A 4,816-nucleotide genomic window follows, 5' to 3' on the forward strand; every position below is an offset into this window, starting at 1 on the left:
CCGCGGTGTCGCGCTCGGCGGCGGCCCGGGCCTCGGCCTCGGCCTGCGCCGGGGAGGGCCCGCGCGGGCGCCCGAAATCGGTGTCGAACAGGAAAGGGCGGGAGGCGCGCATCAGTAGACCAGCTCCTCCTCGCCGCCGTTCTTGGCGATCATGATCTCGCCCTTCTCGGCCAGCTCCTTGGCGAGTTCCGTCATCTTGGCCTGGGCCTCGTCGACCTCCTTGAGGCGGATCGGGCCCATGGAGCCCATCTCGTCGGTGAGGTTCTTGGCCGCGCGGGTCGACATCTGGCCCATGAAGAAGGCCCGCACCCGCTCGTCGGCGCCCTTCAGCGCCCGGCACAGGGTGTCGTTGTCGACCTTGCGCATCAGGGTCTGGACCGAGCCCGGATCGAGCTTCAGCAGGTCCTCGAAGGTGAACATGAGCTGGCGGATCTTCTTGGCCGAGCCGCGATTGGCCTGGTCGATCGCGGCGAGGAAGCGGGTCTCGGTCTGGCGGTCGAAGGCGTTGAACACGTCGGCCATCAATTCGTGGGCGTCGCGGCGCGTGGTCTGGGCGATGGTCGAGACGAACTCGACCCGCAAGGTTTCCTCGATGTGGCGCAGGGCCTCCTTCTGCACCGTCTCCATCCGCAGCATCCGGTTGAGCACGTCGATGGCGAACTCCTCCGGCAGGATGGTGAGCACCTTGGCGGCGTAGTCGGCCCGCACCTTCGAGAGCACGACGGCCACGGTCTGCGGGTATTCGTTGCGCAGAAAGTTCGCGAGGATCTCGGGATCGATCTGGACGATCGAGCCCCAGACGCGCTTGCCGCTCGCGCCCTTGATCTCCGCCATGATCGAGGAGACCTGCTCGGGCGGGAAGATCTTGAGCAGCAGCGCCTCGGTGCGCTCGAAGTTCGAGGTCATGCCCCCGCCCGAGGAGAGGCGGGAGACGAAGTCGACGATCAGCTTCTCGACGGTGCCGGCCTCGAGCGAGCCGAGCTGCACCATCGCGTGGGAGACGATCTTGACCTCCTCCTCGTCGAGCCGCTGCCAGATCGGCGCACCTTCGGCATCGCCGAGCAGCAGCAGCAGCGCGGCGGCCCGCTGCGGCCCCGGCATCTGCGCGAAGGCAGCGGAGGCGTCGATGCTCTCCAGGGCGGCGGTGAAGTTCAGGCCGGAGGCCATGCTGCTCCCCTCGTTCCGTGACGCTCGCTCATCCTCCGCGCCTCAGGTGTCATGGATCCAGTTGCGCAACACCTCGACCGTCTCGGACGGGCTCGCTCGCACCATGTCGACCACGCGCTCGACCGTCTCGGCCTGGATCTGACCGTTGATCCGGGCCGATTCCAGGAACCGGTTGGTGCTGCTCTCGCGCACGACCGTCTCGGCCGCAACCTCGGCCGCGGGGCCGCCGGCCCCGGCGAGGGCGAGGGCGCCGGCCGGGCCGGCGAGCGCCGCCGCCGGCGCCTCCGATTCGAGCACGCGCTTGAGCAGCGGGCGCACCACCGCCATCAGGACGATCAGGGTGAGCAGGGCCAGCACCGCGAGCTCGACGAGGCGCATCACCTCCTCCTTGGTCGGGCTCAGGAGCGACTGGATCAGGCCGGGCTCGGTGAATTCGGCGGCGGCGGGGCCTTCGGCGAAGCGCAGGTTGACCACCTCGACCTGATCGCCGCGGGTCTTGTCGTAGCCCACCGCCGTACGCACCAGGGCGGCGATGCGCTCGATCTCGGCCGCGGGCCGCGGCTGGTAGGCGGGCCTTCCGTCGGCGCCGGGCGCGTAGACGCCGTCGACCAGCACGGCCACCGAGAGGCGCTTGAGGCGCCCGCCCTCCAGGGTCTCGACCTTGGTCACCCGGGAGATCTCGTAATTCGTGGTCTCCTCGTTCTTCTGGGCGCTGTCCTTCTGGGTCGGCTGGCCCTGGTTCGGGGTGGCGCCGGGCAGTTCGTTGCCCACCGTCACCTGCCCCTCGGCCCCGCCGGTCAGCGAGGTCTCGGAGCGGGTCTGGGTCGAGCGCACCACCCGGCTCTCGGGATCGAAGCTCTCCGAGCGGCTCTCGACCCGGTTGAGGTCCATCTCGGCGGCGACCTGGATCCGGGCGCGGCCCTGGCCGACGATGCCGGCGACGATCTCCTCGATCTGCGCCCGCAGGCGCCGCTCGATGCCGGCCTGCCGCTCCTCCAGGGCGCCCGCCCCCGTGGCCTCGGCGCCGCGGGCACCGTCGGCCAAGAGCCGCCCGCGCTCGTCGACGATCGAGACCCGCTCGGGCTTCAGGCCCTCGACCGCGGAAGCGGCCAGATGGCGGATGGCCCGGACCTGGCTCGGATCGAGGTCGCCCATCAGCTTGACGACGATCGCCGCCGAGGGGGCCTCGCGGTCGCGCTCGAACAGGCGCCGCTCCGGCATGACGAGGTGGACGCGGGCCGCCTGGACCCGGCCGATGGCGCGGATCGAGCGGGCGAGCTCGCCCTCCATCGCCCGCAGGTGGTTCACGTTCTGGACGAAGCTGGTGGACGAGAAGGCGTCGCCCTTGTCGAAGATCTCGTAGCCGACGCCGCCCTGGCTCGGCAGGCCCTTGCCGGCGAGGTCCATGCGCAGCCGGGGCAGGTCGGCGCGCGGGGCGAGCACGGTCTGGCCCACGTCGCCCTTGGTCTCGTAGGGGATGCCGCGGGTGTCGAGTTCGCGGATCACGGCCGCGGAATCCTGCATGGTCAGGTCGGCGAACAGCACGCCCATATCGGGGCGCGAGACCCGCAGGATCACGAAGGCGAAGAAGCCGACGAGCGTCAGGGTCACCGCCACCATCGCGGCCATGCGGGCGGGCCCGAGCTTCGTCACCAGTTCGAGGATGGGTTTCACGGCCCGGCACGCCCACGACGAAGACAGCGCGGGCGCGATCCGGCGCCCACTCGGCAAGAATTGCCCAGGCGATGGTTAGCGGGGAGTTAACGGGCGGGTCGCGGCGGCGGCCGCCGGGTCGGAAACGACGAGAGCCGCCCCGGTCTCCCGGAGGCGGCTCTTGAGACGCTGCGCGGACAACGCCGCGCAAACGACGGCCCGTTCTGAGAAATTCAGTGCCGGTAGTGCTGGATGCGCGTGGTGCGCAGCCCCGCGAGCCCGTGCTGGTCGATGGAGTACTGCCAGCTCAAAAACTCCTCGGTGGTGAGGGTGTAGCGCTGGCAGGCCTCCTCGAGGCTGAGCAGGCCGCCGCGGACGGCGGCGACGACCTCGGCCTTGCGGCGGATGACCCAGCGGCGGGTGGTGACGGGGGGGAGATCGGCGATCGTCAGGGGGCTGCCGTCGGGCCCGATCACATACTTCACGCGCGGCCGGGGTGTCTCGGTCATGATACGCTCTACACTCGACTGACCTGTCGAGGGCCAAGCTACTTGCGCCCGCTTAAAAGTTCTTGAAGTGGGTCGCTCGAATGCGATTCGTCCGACGACGGGGGGTGTGGACAAGGCTTGCCGCACTGCATCAAGAGCTTGTGGCAACGAGCGATTTGACCGCCGAGGCCGGAACCCGCGCGGTGCCGATCGTCAGCACCGGCTCGCTGCCGCTGAGGTCGACCCCGTCCACCTTGCCGCTCACCTTGGTGTCGACGGCGACCTTCGCGCCCGTGGCGTCGATGGCATCGACCGTGATCGTGTAGCGCCCGTCCTTGGCGGTCAGCCCCGACGCGGTGGCGCCGTTCCACGAAAAGTCCTGGGCGCCGGCCTTCAGGGTCGTCGTCTTGGTGGCGACCACGCTGCCATCCGCGCCCTTGATCGTGATCAGCGCCCGGGCCGCCGCCCGCTCGGGGTTCAGGCTCCAGTTCGCCTTGCCGCCGGTCAGGTCGGTGGTGGCGCCGTCGGCCACGACCGAGCGGCCGATGAGCGCCGAGGTCGAGGCGGCGGCGGAGGCCTTGGAGTTCGCCAGGATCGTGCCGAGCTGGTCGTTGGTCTTGAGCTGCTGCTCGACGCCGGCGAACTGCACCAGCTGCTGGGTGAACTGGTTGGTGTCCATCGGGTCGAGCGGGTTCTGGTTCCGTAGCTGCGTCGTCAGCAGGGTCAGGAACTGGGTGAAGTTGCCCGCGATCGCCTTGGTGTCGACGGTCGAGGCCGCACTCGCCCCGGCGATGCTGGTGGTGCTCGCAATGCCTGCGGTCATGCCGGCCTCCTAGATTCGGATGTCGAGGCCGCCCACGGCCCGCAGGCGGCGGAAGGCGGCGGGATCGATGGGTGCGGGGGGCTCGCCTGCGTGGGCGCCGGTCCGGGCGCCCGGCCGGGCGGCGGGGTGGCCGTCGCTCCCCGGTTGCCCGCCCTGCCGCGCGCCCGGATCGCCGGATTCGCCGCGCAGCGACAGGCCGATGCCCTCGGTCGCCTCGAAGCCCGCCTGGGCCAGCGCCTGCTGCAGGGTGCCGGCGTCGCGCTGAAGCAGGGCCAGGGTCTCGGGGCGATCCACGACGAGATGGGCGCGCGCCGTCCCCCCCGCCCGGTCGAGGTCGAGCGATACCTCGATCCGGCCGAGTTCGACCGGGTCGAGGCGGATCGCGAAGCGGTTGGCGCCGGCCAGCGAGCGCAGGCCGATCGTCATCGGCACGGCGCCGAGGGGGATCGGCGGCGGCGCCGGGTTCGGGGCCTGGGCGTCGGCGGGCACGGCAGCCGGGGCCGCCGCGGGGCCGGACGGGGCGAGAGGCGGGGGAGCGGGCGGGGCAACCGCGGCGGGCGCGGTCCCGGACGAACCGGCTTCCCCTCCGGCCTCGGCGAGAGCGGCCTCGAACGCGGCGACTTGGTCCCCCGCCGCGCCCGCGCCGCCGGGGGAAAGGCGGCCGGCCGGGCCGGAGCCCGCCGCC

The 4,816-nt window shown here is 71.4% G+C and carries 5 protein-coding genes; all 5 read right to left on the reverse strand.

Annotated features, from left to right (window positions below):
- Positions 1-111 precede the first annotated feature (111 nt).
- On the reverse strand, positions 112-1,167 hold the full coding sequence (locus tag LW587_RS23525; protein ID WP_232631999.1) for a flagellar motor switch protein FliG: 1,056 nt from the start codon (positions 1,165-1,167) through the stop codon (positions 112-114).
- Between the two features lie 42 nt (positions 1,168-1,209).
- Positions 1,210-2,841: a flagellar basal-body MS-ring/collar protein FliF gene (gene fliF / locus LW587_RS23530; RefSeq protein WP_232632000.1), complete on the reverse strand. Its 1,632-nt coding sequence runs from the start codon at positions 2,839-2,841 to the stop codon at positions 1,210-1,212.
- Between the two features lie 212 nt (positions 2,842-3,053).
- Positions 3,054-3,329, reverse strand: a complete 276-nt coding sequence (gene sciP / locus LW587_RS23535) for a CtrA inhibitor SciP (protein ID WP_009865968.1) — start codon at positions 3,327-3,329, stop codon at positions 3,054-3,056.
- A gap of 130 nt (positions 3,330-3,459) precedes the next feature.
- Positions 3,460-4,131 carry a flagellar hook assembly protein FlgD gene (locus tag LW587_RS23540; protein WP_232632001.1) on the reverse strand — a complete coding sequence of 224 codons (672 nt, stop codon included), beginning with the start codon at positions 4,129-4,131 and terminating at the stop codon, positions 3,460-3,462.
- A 9-nt stretch (positions 4,132-4,140) separates the two neighbouring features.
- A partial coding sequence (locus LW587_RS23545) for a flagellar hook-length control protein FliK (protein ID WP_232632002.1) occupies positions 4,141-4,816 on the reverse strand: 676 nt, incomplete at its 5' end.

This window comes from Methylobacterium sp. Leaf118 (genome assembly GCF_920984675.1).
GTDB lineage: Bacteria > Pseudomonadota > Alphaproteobacteria > Rhizobiales > Beijerinckiaceae > Methylobacterium.

What these genes read in the sequence shown, in the direction of transcription:
- LW587_RS23525 (WP_232631999.1), bottom strand. Translation starts at nt 1,167, where the DNA reads ATGGCCTCCGGCCTGAACTTCACCGCCGCCCTGGAGAGCATCGACGCC.
- LW587_RS23540 (WP_232632001.1), bottom strand. Translation starts at nt 4,131, where the DNA reads ATGACCGCAGGCATTGCGAGCACCACCAGCATCGCCGGGGCGAGTGCG.
- sciP (WP_009865968.1), bottom strand. Translation starts at nt 3,329, where the DNA reads ATGACCGAGACACCCCGGCCGCGCGTGAAGTATGTGATCGGGCCCGAC.